10 protein-coding genes and 1 pseudogene are annotated in these 17,843 nt (G+C 40.4%); 9 read left to right on the top strand and 2 right to left on the bottom strand.

The window, feature by feature from the left end; translation table 11 throughout:
* Window positions 1-3: 3 nt before the first annotated feature.
* On the bottom strand, window positions 4-5,451 hold the full coding sequence (locus tag V7K35_RS02560; RefSeq protein WP_335076102.1) for an ATP-binding sensor histidine kinase: 5,448 nt from the start codon (window positions 5,449-5,451) through the stop codon (window positions 4-6).
* 362 nt (window positions 5,452-5,813) lie between these two features.
* Here V7K35_RS02560 and V7K35_RS02555 point away from each other — a divergent pair, with 362 nt between their 5' ends.
* The 6 genes and pseudogenes from V7K35_RS02555 to V7K35_RS02530 all read left to right on the top strand — a co-directional run bounded on the left by V7K35_RS02555 (window position 5,814) and on the right by V7K35_RS02530 (window position 12,353).
* Complete coding sequence (locus tag V7K35_RS02555; protein ID WP_335076101.1) at window positions 5,814-6,452, top strand: lysophospholipid acyltransferase family protein; 639 nt, start codon at window positions 5,814-5,816, stop codon at window positions 6,450-6,452.
* A gap of 171 nt (window positions 6,453-6,623) precedes the next feature.
* A pseudogene (locus tag V7K35_RS02550) lies at window positions 6,624-7,660 on the top strand (AI-2E family transporter).
* A 101-nt stretch (window positions 7,661-7,761) separates the two neighbouring features.
* Complete coding sequence (locus V7K35_RS02545; RefSeq protein WP_273766399.1) at window positions 7,762-8,058, top strand: DUF2288 domain-containing protein; 297 nt, start codon at window positions 7,762-7,764, stop codon at window positions 8,056-8,058.
* Between the two features lie 197 nt (window positions 8,059-8,255).
* Window positions 8,256-10,658 (top strand): endonuclease MutS2, encoded by a 2,403-nt coding sequence (locus V7K35_RS02540; protein ID WP_335076099.1) that lies wholly within the window; start codon window positions 8,256-8,258, stop codon window positions 10,656-10,658.
* Window positions 10,659-11,052: 394 nt separating this feature from the next.
* Complete coding sequence (locus V7K35_RS02535) at window positions 11,053-11,517, top strand: hypothetical protein (RefSeq protein ID WP_335076097.1); 465 nt, start codon at window positions 11,053-11,055, stop codon at window positions 11,515-11,517.
* A gap of 185 nt (window positions 11,518-11,702) precedes the next feature.
* Window positions 11,703-12,353: a Uma2 family endonuclease gene (locus V7K35_RS02530; RefSeq protein WP_335076095.1), complete on the top strand. Its 651-nt coding sequence runs from the start codon at window positions 11,703-11,705 to the stop codon at window positions 12,351-12,353.
* Window positions 12,354-12,469: 116 nt separating this feature from the next.
* Here V7K35_RS02530 and V7K35_RS02525 read toward each other — a convergent pair whose 3' ends face one another.
* Complete coding sequence (locus V7K35_RS02525) at window positions 12,470-13,417, bottom strand: molybdate ABC transporter substrate-binding protein (protein WP_335076094.1); 948 nt, start codon at window positions 13,415-13,417, stop codon at window positions 12,470-12,472.
* A 925-nt stretch (window positions 13,418-14,342) separates the two neighbouring features.
* Here V7K35_RS02525 and V7K35_RS02520 point away from each other — a divergent pair.
* The 3 genes from V7K35_RS02520 (at window position 14,343) to V7K35_RS02510 (ending at window position 17,799) form a co-directional block, all read left to right on the top strand.
* Complete coding sequence (locus tag V7K35_RS02520) at window positions 14,343-14,948, top strand: DUF3038 domain-containing protein (protein ID WP_334800976.1); 606 nt, start codon at window positions 14,343-14,345, stop codon at window positions 14,946-14,948.
* A 249-nt stretch (window positions 14,949-15,197) separates the two neighbouring features.
* The gene (locus V7K35_RS02515; RefSeq protein WP_335076092.1) at window positions 15,198-16,877 is read left to right on the top strand and encodes a DUF4335 domain-containing protein; all 1,680 of its coding nucleotides are present in this window, start codon (window positions 15,198-15,200) and stop codon (window positions 16,875-16,877) included.
* Window positions 16,878-17,514: 637 nt separating this feature from the next.
* Entirely contained in the window at window positions 17,515-17,799 is a 285-nt protein-coding gene (locus V7K35_RS02510; RefSeq protein ID WP_335076090.1) for a YiaA/YiaB family inner membrane protein, read from the top strand.
* The last annotated feature ends 44 nt before the right edge of the window (window positions 17,800-17,843 follow it).

Raw genomic sequence — 17,843 nt, 5'->3', positions numbered from 1 at the left:
TTTTTAGAACTTCATTTCAATTAAAAATTCTGTACCCTCACCTAAAACAGAGTTAAAACTCAATTTGCCATTGTGGGTTTCTTCAACGATTTGACGAGCGATCGCTAATCCTAATCCTGTCCCTTTACCTACATCTTTTGTAGTAAATAAGTGGTCAAAAATCTTTTGTTTCACTAATTCATTCATCCCCTTGCCATTATCAATAATAGCAATTTTCACACTTTCATTTTCCCGGTAAGTTTTAATTATAATTCGGTTGGGATTGGCCTTAATTTCCTTAAAACTCCGTCCTGTATTTGATTCATCTAGCGTATCAATGGCATTTGCTAGAAGATTCATAAATACCTGATTTAATTGCCCAGGAAAACATTCAACCTGGGGCAAATTCCCATAATCAGTTATTACTTCAATTGCTGGACGTTGTTCGTTAGCTTTCAGGCGATGTTTGAGAATTAAAATCGTACTGTCGATACCTTCGTGGATATTAAACGGCACTTTGTAATCTTTATCAGCACGGGAAAAAGTGCGGAGACTAGTGCTGATATTTTTGAGGCGATCGCACGCCATCACCATTGAATCAATAATCTTGGGTAAGTCTTCTAAGCTATAATCCAAGTCGATTTGTTCGGCATGATCGATAATTTCATCATCAGCATTTGGGAGACTTTTTTGATAGAGTTTCAAGTGTTCAACAATATCTGCAAGGCTGGGTTTAGCTTGTTGAAGGCTGGCAGAAATGAAGCCCAAAGGATTATTCATTTCATGAGCTACCCCGGCAACTAAATTACCCAATGCAGACATTTTCTCACTTTGGACAACTTGTAATTGGGCTTGTTGTAAGTCTTGTAATGCTTGCCCAGCTTGTTGATAAAGTTGAGCATTTTCTAGAGATATTGCTGCTTGGGAAGAAAGAAGATTAATAACGCTGAGGCGATCGCTGGTAAACACTCCTGGAGTCAATTTATTTTCTAAGTAAATAATACCTACCAAATGTCCTTGATTAATAATTGGGGTACATAATACACTCTGGGGTTTTGTTCGGTACATATATTCCCCAATTAAACCAGGAATATCTGTTTGCAAGTTATCGATCACAACTGTTTGTTGGGTATTTTTGACGTAATTGATAATTGTTGTAGGAATATCTTGACAAGTATCTAGTGGTTGTGAATTAAGAATGGTTTGTATCTCAATATGAGAATTTGATCCATGATTAATAAAGGTAATTGCCTTAACTTGCCAAGTATCACCGGACACTTGCTTCAACGGGGGGAACCCCCGCACAGCAGTGTCCTCTCCTTGAGGAAGAATTAGTGCAGATTTTTTCGCACCAGAGTTTTCTAAGATAATGCGGGTGAGACTGGTAATGAGTTGATCTATTTCCAGAGAACTGGAGATAGCTTGAGAGGCTTTGAGGACAGAGGTAAAATCTAGAACATTGGAAATATTGGTGCTACTAGTGCTATTAGTGCCAGAAGTGTGAGTAGATGAAAAAGTCCCACGAAACGCAATAGTTTCTAGGGGGTTGAGGTTAATTCTTTGCTGTTGCAGGATGGGTTGCAGCAATTGGGGATAGCGTTGTTCTAAGTCATCGGTTTTGGCTTTCGCACCCCAGCGAGCATAACAGTAGTATGCTTCTTGCATATATACTTGGGCAACTTTTTCTTTACCCCAGTCGAGGTAGAATTTGGCTGCGAGTTCGTTGCTAAGTCCTTCTTCTTGGATGTAGCCGTTTTCTTTAGCAAGAGAAATGGCGCGATCATATAATTCTATTGCTTCAGTTTTCTGTCCTGATATCCGAAAGCTTTCAGCTTCTACCAAGTTGGATTTGTGAGCATAATTCTTCGGCGCACTCTGTGCCCATTTTTTTAGCTTTTTATTAGTTTCGGTTACTCGTTCAAGAATTAATTTCTGCTCGACCATTGAGCAGTCTTTATATAAGGCTAAATTAGTCAAAGATTCATAAAAATAAAATGTTGGAATTAGCACTAATCCAGTTACACTGGTTAAATACTGCTCTACAATGCCTGCATTTTCTAGTGCTTCTTTATAGTTACCAAAAAGATAACATAAAAGTAATTTACAAAAATGAAGCTGACAAATAATACTAATTTGATTGGCAGCATGATGTAGAGGTAACATTGTGACTTCATCATAAATCTCCCCAGTTAAAAAACAAGGGTTGTCTGCCATTCCTAATAAATTCAAAACTGATTGATAATAGATGCTGTTGAAATTCAAATAGGTGGTTTGCTTAAGCTGATGCATAATTGTGCCATAGTTTCCCATAGCTTGGGCTAATTCGTGTAACCCGTGACCACTCAAATAGGCATATCTACCAAAAACATAGGCAGACATTACAGCATATTCAATATCTCCGGTTTCTAAACCAGTCGTATAAGCTTGCAAAAGAGGATTTAAAGTTTCTTTAACAGGCGATTTCCAATGTCGGATAAAACAATTCACTGCAAATAGAGTTTTTGATTTCAGTTTGAAAGCGTTTAAATGGTCAAGTAACAGTAATGCCATTTCCCCAAACTCATATCCTGTATCAATTTCTCCTAGAACACCGCAGAGTATAAATCCATAGCTAGCATAGGCATAGGTAGATTCTGGAGCATTACCATAGAGGATTGACAGTTGAACTTGTTTAAAGACAATTACTCGAAACAATCCTGGAGCGGCTTGATAGGCAGCTGACATAATACTCGATAAAATTTGCATTGCTGCCAGGATAGTCACATCAGTCATTTTTGGCAGTTCCAGTAAATCTGTCGCTGCTTTATCTGCCAAAAGACGTTTTGTTTGCTCCAGTTCACACTCGATATCAGTTTGATTGACTTGTTGAGGCAGTTCCACTCCTATTGATTGAAGAACAGTCAGTGCGATTTGCAAAGCTTTCTTATGCTGCGCCTGCGCCATGTAGGCTTGAATCTTGACATTGTAGATAGGAATTTGTTCAAGGAGGGTTTTTGCCTGCTGTAGAACGACGGTTGCATAGCTTTCCATGCGTTCAAAGTCACCACTAAGACAAAGTACTTCTGTAATGGATTGATATAGTACTAGTGTTAGCTCGTACTGGCTGCGCCAACTCTCCTGAGGTAAAAGTTGTAAACCTATTGTTAAATATTCAACTGCTAATGTATAAGCAGTTGCCAATTTTGCTTTCGTACCTGCTTTCAAATTTAAGTTGACGAGTTGTTTTCGTTCAATCGGATCAACAATTAGTATTAATGCAATGTTTAACTGATTAACAATTTCAAAAATTTTGTCTTCTTCCTCGATGTCAAGTGTGTTTTGAAGTAATAGTTTGCCTATTTGTAGATGAGTAGCTTTTTTTTCCTTTTCAGGGATAAGAGAGTATGCAGCTTGTTGGACGCGATCGTGCAAAAACTTGTATTTGACAGTTTGAGAAATTTCTTGAGTAACTGCTTGACTTTCTTGACCAACATAAAATTTATAAATATCATCAGTAGGCAAAATCAATCCTTCTTGTAAAGCTTTCCACAAACAAGCTGCTATTTCTATCTCTGATTTTTCCGAAACAATAGTCAAAGTTCCTAAATCAAACTGATTCCCAATACAAGCAGCTAACTGCAATACATTTTGAGTTAATGACGGCAGTCTTCGCAATTGAAATGCCATAAAAGCAACAACATCATCTGTCACCGCTTGCTGAGTAACTCGTGTAATATCACATTTCCAACAGCCTGACTTAAAGCTGAACTCAATCAGTTCATCTTGATGCAATGCTTTGAGAAATTGTGTAGTGAAAAACGGATTACCTTGAGTTTTTTGAGATACTAATAAAGAAAGAGGTAGAGCTAAATTTTCTGAACACTTAAGTGTGTCAGCAACTAAGTAATTTACTTGCACTTGACTCAGTGGTGCTAAAGTAATCGTATTAATCGTTCCTTGTGCTTTTTCGATTTCACTCAAGGTCAACATTAACGGATGTACTGCATTGACCTCATTATGACGATACGCACCAATAATAAAAAGATGCCTTGAATCAGTCATTAATAGTTGCATTAACTTTAATGATGCTGAATCTGCCCATTGCAAATCATCTAAAAATATTACTAATGGGTGTTCGGCAATAGTAAAGACTTGGGTAAACTTTTGGAACAATAAATTAAATCTATTTTGTGCGGCAGTTCCTGATAATTCTGGTGCAGGTGGTTGGATACCAATAATTATTGATAATTCGGGGATGACTTCAATAATTACCTGCCCATTTTCCCCCATAGCTTTTAAAAGCTTATTTTTCCATTCCTGGATTTGAGCATCGCTTTCTGTTAACAATTGCCCCATTAAATCTCGGAATGCTTGCACAAATGCTGAAAAGGGAATATTCCGTTGAAATTGGTCATATTTACCTTTAATAAAATAACCGTATTGACGTACAATCGGTTTATGAACTTCGTTGACAACCGCAGTTTTACCAACACCGGAAAAACCAGCTACCAGAATCATTTCAGTTGCACCAAGGCTAACTCTTTCAAATGCTTGGAGGAGGATTTCTACTTCTGTTTCTCGTCCATAGAGTTTATCGGGGATAATAAAGCGATCGCACACATCTCTTTGTGCAATTGGAAAACTCTCAATTTTGCCAGTTGACTGAAGTTGAGTTAAACAATTTTCTAAATCATATTTCAGTCCTAATGCACTCTGATAGCGTTCTTCGGGATTTTTCGCCATCAATTTCATGACAATATCTGAAATCGATTTAGAAATTTTGAATGGCTCCAAAGGAGCAGGAAGTTTGGCAATATGACAATGCACCAACTCCATCACATCCTTGGACTCAAAGGGTAACTTTCCTGTAAGTAATTCGTAAAAAGTGACACCTAGTGAATAAAAATCAGTCCGGTAGTCAATCCCCCGATTCATTCTTCCTGTTTGTTCTGGGGAAATATAAGCAAGTGTCCCTTCTAACACATTGGGACTGATCAACGTTTGAGTTTCTCGTGGTAGTAGAGATGCAATACTAAAGTCAATTAATTTAACTTCTTTTGTTTCTGGATTAATTAAAATATTGCTGGGTTTAATATCTTTATGAATAATGCGATCGCGGTACAGTATATCTAAGATATTGCATAGAGCGATCGCTATCTGTAAAAACTCCGTGATATTTCGTAGACTTGACCCTATTCCCCATTCTTTAAGAGAAATTCCCCCGAAATCTTCCATCACCAATACATAGCCATTTTGATAAGGTTCTAAGCTATAAGTTTGGATGATTAGAGGTGAGTTAAGATTTTTGGCAATGGTATACTGATTGCGAAACTGCACCAGTTCACTAAAACCAGGATATGGATTTTTCAGCAGTTTAATCACTACTCTTAAGGAGTCAGTTTCTCGATAACCGCGATAAACTAGGGTTTTTGAACCATTATAAAGTTGTTCCTTAACTTGATATCCGGGAATAGTAACTAGAGTAGTAACCATACTGCTAAATCCTGACGATTTCCACATTTAGTATTCCCAGATGGGTGAAGCAATTCATAATTTAAATGAATACCAAAAAAGAAATTATCCGATATTCGTAGAGTCTGTTACACTTCGTTAACGCACCATATCTTTCTCATTGCTCACGATGCATTACAGCGTTTTGCCTGATGCACCCTTGTATTTTAGAAAAAGTGGAAGTTCCTAAAATGATGTTTTAAAAGGTAGGGAATGTAGTAAAACTCACCAAGCATCAACTGAAATTGCCGAAATTAGTAGCTTGTGTTTCTACAGGTTTTTTGAGTTTGCTCTGCGCCTTGCGATCGCTTATGCTAAATTCAGTTTGATTTGCATTATCTTCTGTGGATAAAAACCGCGAACCGTTTATCAGTCTGGCACTTTACCACGCCTTTAAATGGTCGGTCGTCAGCCCCATGCTTCACGCTTACTTTCGGGGCCAGATTTATGGTACGGAAAATGTCCCCCAATCAGGGCCGCTACTGGTAGTGAGTAATCACGCTAGTTACTTTGACCCGCCAATTGTCTCTAATTGTGTACGTCGTCCGGTGGCGTACATGGCAAAGGAAGAGTTATTTAATATCCCAGTTTTGGCGCAAGCGATTAAATTGTACGGTGCTTACCCCGTGAGTCGGGGAAATACCGATCGCACTGCCATCCGTTCCGCTCTACAATATCTTAATAATGGTTGGGCTGTCGGTGTTTTCTTGCAAGGTACTCGCACCCCAGATGGTCGAATTACAGACCCCAAAAGAGGTGCACTACTGCTAGCGGCGAAAGCAAAAGCCCCAATATTGCCGGTGAGTGTGTGGGGTACTGAGAGGATTTTAGAAAAAGGATCGTCCCGACCTCGCGCAGTTCCCATAACTGTGAGAATTGGTAACTTGATTGATGCGCCTAATTCTACTAATAAAGAGGAATTGGAAGCGTTAACACAAAAGTGTGCCACGGTAATTAACCAGATGCATGATTTAGAAAGATGAGTTAGACAAGCAATAGATATATGCTTTAGGGAGGTAGCAATGCCTACGGCGGTAAACTACGCCCCTTAGTCTCTGTATGTTTAAGGTCAGCACGCTCTAGCAATGAAGTCAGACTTTGTGCTTAAATGCAGTTGCTAGGCAAATCTACCATCAATTTATCCTAAAGAGCATATGAGCGGCTTTGAAGCCAAGAATTTTTGGGAGCGATTAAATAATCTGGCGTTAGTCCGCTTTTTGCTTTTAGTTGCTTCTGGCTGGGCAATTGTACAACTTTTAGCTTACTTTGAAGCGGTCATTGTTATTTTTACATTTGCTGCAATTTTGGCTTTTTTACTCAGCTATCCTGTAGAATGGCTGCGGCGTTTTTTGCCCCACGGTGTAGCTGTTGGTGTCGTTTTCTTGCTGAGTATTGTAATTATTGGCAGTCTGATAATTACTGTGGGCTTAACGGTTTTATCTCAAGGACAACAATTAATTGACAGTGTAACTGGCTTTGTAAATTCTTTTATACCTGTATTAGAGCGACTAGAAGGATTTTTAAAAAACCAAAATTTGCAGATAGATTTAAGTTTTATCCGAGAACAATTACGAAACCAAGCTATATCTAGTCTTGTTACTAGTTTGGCTATTTTACAAGGATTCATGACGAATTTCCTTACTTTTATATTGATTGCTGTTGTAGCATTTTTTATGTTATCAGATGGAGAAAAACTTTGGGATTTTATCATCAAAATAGTACCAAAACAGCGCCGCGATAGATTTACAAATATAATTAGACGCTCATTTATGGGATTTTTTAGAGGTCAGCTGTTATTAAGTGCATTTCTCACAATTACGACTTTTCTAGTTTTTTTAATATTAAAAGTACCTTTTGCTTTGATATTGTCAGTGTTTATCGGAATTGTTGATATCATTCCTGGCATAGGAGCAACATTAGCAGTAAGCACAGTAACCTATTTGTATTGTCTCAAGGTGTTTGGTTAGCATTGAAAGTCTTGATAGCTTGTATTGTCCTTCAGCAAATACAAGACAACTTAATTGCGCCTCGAATTATGCAAAACGCGCTGAATCTTAATCCTGTAGTAGTATTTTTTGCTTTACTAGTAGGCGCTAGAGTAGCAGGATTATTAGGTGTTTTTATATCTATTCCAATCGCTGGAGTAATTGTATCTTTATTTGAAATTGATGAAATGAAATCAGAAGTTTAGTTAGGAATTTGGAGTAGAGACGCGATTAATCGCGTCTGTTAGAAGTTAAGAAGTAGTAATTAATGTAAAATAGTTGATTAGTCAATACAAATTAAGGAATGATGTCGGATTTAAGAGCAGAATTAACAGAAATTTTGGATGAGGCAGAGTGGGAGTGGCTAATTCCTCATGTACAACGAGATGCAGTAATTTTGGTGGCACCTGATTTAAACTTGCTGGATGTTGGAGTAGCGATCGCCAGTGATAACATTCCATCAGTGGAACAGTGGATTGACCAGCAATTAATTACCAAACCCACGACAGTACAAGTGGGAGAATGGAATGGCGATCGCAGTAAGCGATTTAATACCCTCATTGTTCAGCCTTACGTTTTGGTGAAGGAAATAGTCTCTGCTTAAATTGGTTCCTGTGTTGTTTTTGATAACAGTTAGTGTTGGGGTAGTTTCTAAAAAAAGGTAGCTTAATGTGTCAGTTATTACTTAAATATTCCTACGTACTAGCTGGTTAATTTGATTCAAGCAAAATTTTCTCCTTTAAGATTCATCCATCTAGGAGCTAGAATTGTTACGATAATTTCAGATTAGATGTTGAAACCTTGATCCAATCTGAAACCTTAGAACTATTAGAATGGCATCGCCTCTGCCAGCACCTTGCCACCTTTGCGGCAACTAAGCTGGGGGCGACAGCTGCGCGTCATCTTAAAATACCTGATTCTCAGTCCCAAAGCGAACAGTTATCAGAGCAAACCAAAGAAATTTACCAACTGGAAACTCGCCTCACCACGGGATTGTCATTTGAGGGAATTCAAGATATTGGCGATTCCCTAGAACGGGCAGAACGCAGCGGAATTTTGACAGGGGATGAACTGTTAGCGATCGCTACCACCCTCGCTGGTGTCAGAAATTTGCGCCGTGTCATTGACAATCAGGAAGATTTGCCGATACTGACTGAGTTAGTTGCCGATTTGCGGACTTATCCAGAACTAGAACAGGAAATTCACCGTTGTATTGATGAACGGGCCCAGGTAACTGACCGCGCTAGTCAAAAACTGGGAGAAATTCGCACAGACTTGCGGCGATTACGCAGCCAAATTACTCAAAAGCTGCAAAATATCTTACAAGCAAAATCTGGGGCAGTTCAAGAACAGCTAATTACCCAACGGAGCGATCGCTTTGTAATCCCGGTAAAAGCACCTCAAAAAGATGCTATACCCGGTATTGTCCACGATACCTCTACCAGTGGTGCCACCCTGTACGTGGAACCTAATTCAGTAGTGCCTCTGGGCAACCAACTGCGGCAGATCATCAGAAGAGAGCAAGCCGAAGAAGAAACGATTCGCCGCATTTTGACCGAACTTGTAGCCGCAGTAAAACCAGATTTGGAAAGGTTGTTAGCGATCGCTACCACTTTGGATCTGGCAACCGCTAGATCACGATATAGTTTCTGGCTGGGAGCAAATCCCCCGCGATTTATCCAGCGTGAAGCCAGTGAAATGATTACCTTACGCAATTTACGGCATCCTCTGTTAGTGTGGCAACAACAGCACGAACAAGGGCAACCAGTAGTTCCTGTAGATTTACTGATCAGTCCGCAAATTCGGGTAGTTACAATTACCGGGCCGAATACTGGCGGTAAAACTGTAACCTTAAAAACTTTGGGATTAGCAGCATTGATGGCCAAAGTGGGTTTATTTGTCCCCGCCCGCGAACCAGTGGAAATACCTTGGTTTGATCAGGTGTTGGCAGATATTGGCGATGAACAATCATTACAGCAAAGTTTATCCACATTCTCTGGGCACATCCGCCGGATTAGTCGGATTTTAGAAGCATTAGGCAATGGGGAAGCAGAAGGGGAAGTTTCTACTTCTAACTCAGCACTCATTTTACTTGATGAAGTCGGCGCAGGAACCGATCCAGTTGAAGGTAGTGCTTTAGCGATCGCGTTGTTGCAATATTTAGCCAACCATGCCCAGCTAACGATCGCCACCACTCACTTCGGCGAACTAAAAGCCCTGAAATACGAAGACGATCGGTTTGAAAATGCCTCTGTTGAATTTGACGAAAGCACTCTCTCGCCCACTTATCGTCTACTGTGGGGCATACCCGGACGTTCTAATGCCTTAACAATTGCCCTACGCTTGGGATTGAAGCCAGAAGTGGTAGAAGAGGCGAAAACTCAAGTGGGAGAGGCCACAGATGAAGTTAACCAGGTGATTGCTGGGTTAGAAGCGCAACGCCGCCGTCAGGAAACCAAAGCTGCGGAAGCCCAAAGTTTGTTGCAGCAAGCGGAACGTTTATACAAAGAAGTGTCCGCAAAAGCCGCAAGTTTGGAGGAGAGGGAAAGCAGTTTGCGGGCTTCACAGGAAGTAGCAGTAAAACAAGCGATCGCTCAAGCAAAAGGTGAAATTGCCCAAGTGATTCGCCGCTTACAGAAAGGTACGCCCACAGCCCAAGAAGCCCAGCAAGCCACCAATGCTTTGAATCAGATTGGCCAGCTTTATCAGCCAGCAACGCCAGCAAAACCAAAAGTTGGGTTTATGCCTAAACTAGGCGATCGCGTCCGTGTTCCAAAACTCGGACAGATAGCAGATGTAATCGCCGCCCCTAATGAAGATGGAGAGTTAAGCGTTCGCTTTGGGCTAATGAAGATGACTGTGAAGTTGCAAGATGTAGAATCTTTAGATGGTCAAAAAGCAGAACCAATCGTCAAACCCAAACCAGCCCCAGCAGTAGTAACCCCACCACCGCAAAGTGTCCCAGTTCGGACTTCCCAAAATACCATCGATTTGCGTGGTAAACGGGTGGCTGATGCCGAATACATTCTGGATAAAGCCATTTCGGAAGCGACGGGCCCAGTCTGGATTATTCACGGGTACGGCACTGGTAAGCTGCGACAAGGAGTTCACACCTTTTTGCAACAGCATTCCAGAGTGAACAACTACGAACCAGCAGAACAAGCAGATGGCGGCAGTGGTGTTACCGTCGCTCATATCAAATAAAGGGGCAATAAATGTAATTAGCGAAGGCTGCTAGTCCGTTCCATTTGTCCTTATAAAGCAATACGCTTGGGTTAAGGCTTGATCCTCCCTAACCGTCTTTAAAAAGACTTGTCGTTACCGACATTTTTGTAACAGTCAAAGTATAGCGCTGACCGACATCCCGCCTCGAACTAAAGTTCGGGGCTAATAGCTCAAGTCCACTAAGTGTGGACTGAAATTTTCGCTTTTACAGAAAATAGCTATTTACATCACTTAAAATCTTATATTTAGTCCTCTTAAGAGGACTTGAGCTATTAGCCTTGGAATCAATTCCAAGGCGGGACTAATATCAATTTTTTATTATTTTGCGTAAGTCCTGGTTAGGATGGAGCAGAAGTTACAGAAGAAAAATAGTATGAAAATCAAGATTTTACCTTTCATTGCAGCTTTTAGCTTTTTTACTAATAGCCCAGCTTGTGCTGAGTATATAGGTGCAGCAAATATCTCAGAGCAAACTGATAGGGTCTACTACATAATGGTGCAAGGTAAAAATCCAGTAACTCCAGCTAATAAAAGTGGAATACTAACATGGACAGACGTGGCTTTTGGTACTGGAATAGCCGCAGTAAGTTATAAATGTGCTGAAAAAAAGGTAGCAGCCGATACTGATTTTTATGTACTATACACAATAGGCAAACACAATGGGTGGTGGCAGGTCAATTGTGATTACGCACATAAGGTAGTAAGTGAATTCGGAAAGGATTCTGATGGAGTGCTGATGTTGCTAAATCAGGAAGGACGTAAAGAGTTCTTACATCCTTTATTAATTGTTACTAAACAGCAAGCTCAGAACTTCCAAAGATTAAGACAAAATTTTTAGGATAGCAGTATCTAGGGGCGTGAGTAATATGAAAGTAGCTGAGTTGTCGTTATGGGACAGCTTAACTCTACTAGATTATCCCTCTTTCTTCATCCTCTTTTTTTTACGAAGGTATTGTACTCTTACGGGGCAAAATATCACTAACACCAAGCGTATTGCCATTAATAAAGACGAGGAAATTTTCTATGTTACTTGAACTAAATCAACTAATTGTTAGAGCCGGTCATCAGTTGTTGATTAAAGATGTCTCCTGGTCGGCATATAAACGCATTTTAGCAGAATTGGGAGACAATCGCAGTTCTCGCATAGGTTACAGTCAAGGGGTGTTGGAAATAATGGCTCCATCACCAGAACATGAAGTAGCTAAAGTTATTATTGGCGACTTGGTAAAAGTTTTATTAGAAGAACTTGATCTGGAATTTTGGAGTTTGGGTTCTACGACTTTTGATAAGGAAAGTATGAATGCTGGGGTAGAACCCGATGATTGTTTCTATATCCAAAATGAAGCTAGAATTAGGGGCAAAGATAGAATCAATTTAGAAACCGATCCGCCTCCAGATTTGGCTATTGAAATTGATATTACCTCTCGCACTCGTTTCAATAATTATCAAGCTTTGAGAGTACCGGAACTATGGCGATGGAATGGAAGCAAGTTGGAAATCAACGTGCTGTTTGATGGTAAATATATAGGCTCAAATACCAGTTATATTTTCCCCAATCTTGCAATCTACCAAGTAATTCCTGAATATTTTATCCTGAGTAAAACCAATGGCAGAAATGCGACAATGAGAGCATTTCGTGCGTGGATAAGACAGCAAATTAGTAGCCCGATTTAATTGAATTGTCAGAACTGGCTACTCAAAAAGGAAATATATTGAGCTTATTCATATTCTGCTTCCTTATTGAATGTACTATCAGGTTGATTCAGAACAAGACAAGATTGGTAAGTTTTCTACCTGTGGTAGTCTAATTTGACTAATTGCTTTTTGACCAATGCCTGTTTTTTATTCAGGATTAAAACTATACCTACAGCCAGTAAAATTCCACCCGCACCCTCATGTTCGGGAACAGAAGTAGAGGGTGCGCTAAATCCATACTTTGTCAAAATTTCTTGCCCTTTTTGTGAGAGGATATATTCAGCTAATTTTTCCCCATCAGGATCGGCGTTTTTCAGTGTAGTCAATCCATAATCAGCTTTTGTTGCTAAATAGTCGGGTAACTCTACTATTTGCAGATTGTTACCACCTTTTGTTGCTTGGGCAGTCTTACCACTGGTGTAATAAGCTAAAAAGATATCTGCTTGTTTTGTTTCTTCTAGAAAGTAGACTAAATTATTTTTGCCATTAGGAACTATAGGAGCATTAGGATTACCACCTACTAACTGCAAAGCTTTATCTTTCAGAATTTGAGAGCTACCAGGTGTAATCTGATTAGCCTTGTCAAATATTTGCCATGCATAGGTACCAGATGGATCTGCCACAGGCGTCGAAGTTCCCAACTTGATTTCAGGTTTTAGCAAAAAGCTTAACAAATTATCTGATGTAATACCAAGTCCTGATCTGACAACAGCAGTCATGCGGTTGCTAGTGAAGTTCACTACAGGTTCACCTAAACCTTCTTCAAACAATGTCTGAGGGTTATCAATATCTGCACTAGCAAAAACATCTGCGGATTTTCCAGTTTTGGAGAATTCTTGTTCTATAAATTCTCGTGTTAAACCAGATGGGCCAAATCTCGTTTCTACTGGAATCCCATATTTATCCTTAAAAGATTCAGCTACTTCTGTAAGGCTATCTCGCAAACTACCAGCAGCGTATAGCTTAACCGCGAATGCTTGAGTTGGCAGAGTCACACCGACAGCACAAGCTATCAGTGAAAAGGCAAAAAAATGCTTTTTCATATTTGTTATATTATTGCGTTGCTATTATTACTCAGTGAATTATCTGTAACTCATACTTAAGTATGGGTTTTGGTAAATGTTTAAACTATCACCTCTGCTCATCAAGTTTATAAATGAGTTCTGATATGTGCGTGGTTTACGGTTAGAGCTATAGTACCAACTAAGTTGGACAAAATCAATTGGCCAATATCTTCAAACGCTGACTTTATCAAATTCAGGATTTAGGCATTGAAAACTTGAAACCTCGATCCTCTCTCACGCCCTCACCCTCAACCCTTCTGCCAATTTGGGTGGAGGGGAGCCTTTGATTAATTTCCCCTTCTCCCAATTTTGGGAGAAGGGTTAAGGGGATGAGAGCAAAACATTTTTTTTCACAAAGCGGGTTTCATCTTAAGTTGACACAGGTGCAAGTCCTTGCACCCCTATAAATGTACAAATAATTTTGGATAATTTATTTTTTGTCAGTCCATAACAGGCTGCATAAAAGCGGAACTGGGGTGGAATGCTAAAAAGCAGCAAGAAGCACTTTTAGCAAACAGGTAAAAGATTTGTATAGTAATTATGTATACATGAAAACCAAGTAATAAACATCAAGAAATTTCAAAATTTAAAATCACAAATAAATTAGGAGGTATTCTAGATAATTACTTAGCGATAATTCGCGGTTAGAATTTTTAATATTGTTTATTTATACTCTTGTACGGAGCTAGCAGCGAAAATCGGGTAAACCTTAACTAGAATTGATACTTTTCTACTTTGTCAAAAATAAATTTTCATCTAGAGTAGGACAAAGATACCTGTTGTTTACCACATAGAAAAAGCTACCTGAAGCCTCTGGCTCACAGCTATGGGAAACCAAGCTTGATGCTTGAGAGTCTGGTTTCAAAATGGGTAACAGCAACATCCCCTATCAGCTTGATCACCTATGCTAAAAGTTATGCACTCGGCCGCCAACTCAGCCACTCCAAATTCCCAGTGGGAGGATTTAATCAAGCTTCCAGCCCCAAACACAGTTCAATGGGACAATATCAAAACCCAATTAGACTTGGTGCTGTTGGCGCTAGAAACCTTAACTGGGATTGGTTCAGAGGCTATGCTTTCGGCGGCAACTGATCTGAATTTAGAGTCAAGAGTGCCAGACCGCGTAGCTTTATGGCGACTGCGCCAATCAAATCCTCTACGCAAAGGTCAAGGAGGGCGAAAAAAGCTAGATGTAGAAGAAGCGCGATCGCTTGTTCTGATCATCTGCTATTTAGCCAAACAGCACCAGGAATTGATTCGCCGCGCTGTCGGCCTGTTGGAACAAATGGCAGAAAATAACCGGGAACCTCACCAGGCTGCTTTACTTGGAGATTATATTGATGCTTTTTGCAACACCTACCAAGAGCGGATGGAAGAGGACGAGCAAATCTCAACAGATTTACTTACTAACCTGGCACTCAAACTGCTTGTAGATTTACTTTTTTACAGTGCTACTGGTGGGCATCGCCGTCTCTGGTTAGCACTTATAGACCGTTCTACAAAATTTTAGATTTTAAATTTGAAATTCTTCAACCAAAATTCGCTCATGAAAGTTTGCAAGATAAGAATTCCCTTTTGATAGTCGTTAGTTCTTGGGCAAGCCACTATCAGCACTGCTTCCTCCTTGCACACCAGTTGGCATAAGGCAAGGAACCTGACAAAGTTCTGAGTGGAGGAATCCGCTGTTTCAACTTTTCTTTGCAAGCAACTGGCTCAACTTTTTGCAAAATCCCAAATAGTCTTCCTCGCAGTTCCTGCTATGCCTCTATCAAATTCTGTCATTCGTCGCTACACACCTCCTACTTGCACGTTAGAAGTATTCGCACAAAGCTCACCTCTATCCCGTTGGATGGGGAAAAGTGTCCTCAAGCACCTAAGCTTTGAGCTACGTTTTGATGATCCCCGATTACCAGAAGAAAACAGAGTTCCAATTCGGGGCGATCGCGATCAACTCGAAGCCTTATGTGATGCAGTCACAACCTACGTACAGCAATTCCTCCAACAGTCTCCAGAAAGCTTTTGGGTCAGATTGTCCAGTACCCAGGAGTCAACCACAGCATTGGGTGAGCCGGAATTTAAGTCCTCAACAAAAACATTAAATTCCTTTAGTACCCAGATTCCAGGGGCAAATATCCACTTAGAACCAAGCAGCTATTTAACTCACAATTTATTTCTCGGTTCTCTCGCCAACCACTCATCTGGTCCCGTAATTCAACTCACTCTGCTGCAATTATTCGATTTGGCAAGTGCTTTAGATGAATACTTGAGTGATGTTATGGCACTCCCAACTCTCAACAGCACAAGTTCGACTCTGAGGTTCCCTACTTGGGCACCTGTTGCCGCAGTATTAGTATTAGGTGTAGGTTTTTTACCAGTTACTTGGCAATATGCTAACAATATAAGGGAAAAGCAACAGCAGCCAGTCAAAACAGCAGATTCAGCAGCGGTAAAGACTGCTTTAGAACCTTCATCCTCACTAAACTTCCCTACGCCTCAACCCGGACTTACCACTCCATCAGATAATTTGCTGGGTTCCACCCCTCCACTTCCCACATCTAGTTTGCCCCAAGCACCTCTAACAGCCCCTAGTTCCAGTTTCTCTACACCGCCACCTCTATCTCTATTTCCAAATAATGCACTGACTGAACCTCAGAGCAAGACTTCAAGCCTTCCTACCAATCGAGAGATCTCAACTCTACAAGACGCTACGCGAACGGCGAGCTTCTCTACGAGACGCTCCGCGAACGCTAACGCACCATCCAGCAAAATCCCAGGACAGGAAATTGCCATATTACCAAATCTTGGACAGAACCTTACAGGATCAAATACCCAAGCTGGTACTCTCGCTCTGCGGCGCAATTTGCCACCTAGACTATCTTCTAACGCAGCCAGCTTACCAACTAATATCTCACCAGTCCCACCCCCGTCTCTTGACATCATACCCAATAATAATCGTGGCAATACCTCTACTCAACCCTCCCCATTAAACTCACAACAACTAGACGAAAGAATCAATTCCTTACAACAACTTTCTCCTGGAGAAAAACCTGCTTCACAACTTCCCTCCTCTAAAACTGCCCAGAATAATCCCTTTATTGATCAATTAGGAGACGGACGCAAACCCCCTACATCCACACAAGTGGCTACTGGCACCTTATTTGATACACCTCAAGTAGCAGAAGCTAGAGAATATTTAAGAAAGCGTTGGCAACCACCTACTGGACTAGGACAAACATTAGAGTACAGTTTGATAGTCAGTGTTGACGGCACAGTGGAACGAATTTTTCCCCTCAATAAGGCAGCAAGAGAATTCGTTGACAACACTGGGATGCCTGAAGTTGGTAAACCTTTTGTTTCCGCCAATCCACGCGGACAAAATCTCAGAATTCGAGTTGTTCTCAGTCCTGATGGCAAGGTACAGACTTTTGCAGATGAATAAGTAAACTAATCTGTTTCATTTGAGATATTGCACTAGTCCTAATAACCGCCTAGTAACGAATAGACTAGGCTAATAAGCTAAAGTCATCTTTAGACGACTAGTAAACGGTTTTAGTCCACTTATAGCAGTTATCGTTTACGTGAGGTACACCCGTAGGGGCACGGCAATGCCGTGCCCCTACCCCTCGTGATGTAACGTTGTGCTGCATCTGAATGGGAACTGCTGTAAGTGGACTTGGGCTATTAGCCTTTCACAGAAATATTGCGGGACGTGTGGAATCCGAAGCAGGCTAGTTGGCTTACCCTGAATGCTGAAAGATTTCAGTTTAATGCCACTTGTAAAACTGGTACAAACCTAGTGCCAGTTTCTATTTACTTCAATTGCTCTTAAGCTTACTTTTGGAGTCCAGTTACCAAACTGGTCTTATTATTGATACCAGTAAACCTAGCAATCAATACAATTACTGTTAACACCAATTCTCCAAAATAAAACTACAGATACAAGTCTGGAAACCCAGATTAAATCTGACGTATCTTAATTCCGCTAGCGTAGCGGTAGCGAGTCCACGAACGCAAAGCGTCTCGTAGAGAGCGTCATTCTGAATTGGTATAAATTACCCAAATAAAAGGTAGGAAATATGCAAACAGCTGGTACTCAAAAAGATAGTGCAGGTTGGATTATTCAAACTTGGGCAGCTTTTATACTTTCTATTTCTATGACCACTTTCGGTATTATAAACTTGCCTGTAAATAGCTGGATGAAAGGCTTTATGGGCATGGGTTTAGCTTTTTCTCTTGGCTCAACTTTTACTTTGGCGAAAACTACTAGAGACTTGCATGAAACTAGAAGATTAACTGCTAGGTTAGACGAGGCGAAAGTAGAAAAATTGCTTTCACAACATGATCCTCTAAATTTAAAATAAAGGGAGTTAGACCAATTTTGGATTAAAAGACTTTACCATTTACC

Source organism: Nostoc sp. (genome assembly GCF_036917275.1).
Classification (GTDB): domain Bacteria; phylum Cyanobacteriota; class Cyanobacteriia; order Cyanobacteriales; family Nostocaceae; genus Nostoc.
The sequence above is the reverse complement of the archived record's forward strand: the minus strand, read 5'-3'. Positions and strand labels throughout refer to the sequence as shown.

Coding starts and splice junctions, on each gene's coding strand:
- V7K35_RS02520 (WP_334800976.1), top strand. CDS start 14,343: ATGCTAAAAGTTATGCACTCGGCCGCCAACTCAGCCACTCCAAATTCC.
- V7K35_RS02545 (WP_273766399.1), top strand. CDS start 7,762: ATGTCGGATTTAAGAGCAGAATTAACAGAAATTTTGGATGAGGCAGAG.
- V7K35_RS02560 (WP_335076102.1), bottom strand. CDS start 5,451: ATGGTTACTACTCTAGTTACTATTCCCGGATATCAAGTTAAGGAACAA.
- V7K35_RS02525 (WP_335076094.1), bottom strand. CDS start 13,417: ATGAAAAAGCATTTTTTTGCCTTTTCACTGATAGCTTGTGCTGTCGGT.
- V7K35_RS02530 (WP_335076095.1), top strand. CDS start 11,703: ATGTTACTTGAACTAAATCAACTAATTGTTAGAGCCGGTCATCAGTTG.
- V7K35_RS02515 (WP_335076092.1), top strand. CDS start 15,198: ATGCCTCTATCAAATTCTGTCATTCGTCGCTACACACCTCCTACTTGC.
- V7K35_RS02510 (WP_335076090.1), top strand. CDS start 17,515: ATGCAAACAGCTGGTACTCAAAAAGATAGTGCAGGTTGGATTATTCAA.
- V7K35_RS02535 (WP_335076097.1), top strand. CDS start 11,053: ATGAAAATCAAGATTTTACCTTTCATTGCAGCTTTTAGCTTTTTTACT.